At 59.6% G+C, this 245-nt stretch carries 1 protein-coding gene; it reads left to right on the top strand.

The features are described from left to right. The coding region (locus JUK32_RS16360) for an IS4 family transposase (protein WP_305037848.1) at nucleotides 1-245 on the top strand (245 nt) is incomplete at both ends.

Genomic DNA, 245 nt, shown 5'->3' with positions numbered 1-245 from the left:
GATCCAGTGGAAACCGTTCTAGAAGAGCATGAATGGCAAGCGCTGTACTGCACGATTCATCAAACGACTGACCTGCCGCCCGAACCGCCCAGCATCGGTCAGTGCGTGCGCTGGATTGCGAAGCTAGGCGGGTTCTTGGGCCGTAAAGGCGATGGCGAACCGGGCGTGAAAACGCTGTGGCGAGGTCTGCAACGCCTGCATGATATTGCGGCGACCTGGCAACTGTTGCGAGCCGCCGATGGGTA

Source organism: Halomicronema sp. CCY15110, from assembly GCF_016888165.1.
In the GTDB taxonomy this organism is placed as follows: domain Bacteria; phylum Cyanobacteriota; class Cyanobacteriia; order Phormidesmidales; family Phormidesmidaceae; genus Halomicronema.
This window is presented reverse-complemented; position numbering and strand designations above follow the sequence as displayed.